Source organism: Pseudarthrobacter sp. 05T312 (assembly GCF_056396685.1).
The window spans coordinates 1-338 of record NZ_JBFTLY010000079.1 but is presented as its reverse complement, the minus strand read 5'-3'; the positions used below and the strand labels follow the sequence as shown (position 1 = coordinate 338).

The following is a 338-nucleotide window of genomic DNA, read 5'->3' as shown; positions in this document are numbered from 1 at the left end:
TGGCCGGGGAGTTGTTGGCTCCGGGCAGTGTTTTCGCTTTTCTGGCCAAACATCGGGGGCGGTTGTTTCCGGATTCGATGATGGAGGATTTGTTTCCGTCGCGGCGGGGCAGGCCGTCGGTTCCGGCGCCGGTCATCGGGTCGGTGCTGGTGCTGCAGGCATTGCAGGGCCTCTCTGATCGGGAAACCGCCGAGGCGTTGACTTTTGATCTGAGGTGGAAGGCCGCTTGCGGTTACGGGCTGACCGATACCGCGTTCCATCCGAGCACGCTGACGTACTGGCGAAAGCGGCTGGCCGCCTCGTCGGATCCGCACCGGATCATGGAAGCCATCGCCAAA

At 63.0% G+C, this 338-nt stretch carries 1 protein-coding gene; it reads left to right on the top strand.

Going from position 1 to position 338, the window contains the following annotated elements; translation table 11 throughout:
* The coding region (locus AC1DIP_RS22400; protein WP_477735140.1) for a transposase at positions 1-338 on the top strand (338 nt) is incomplete at both ends.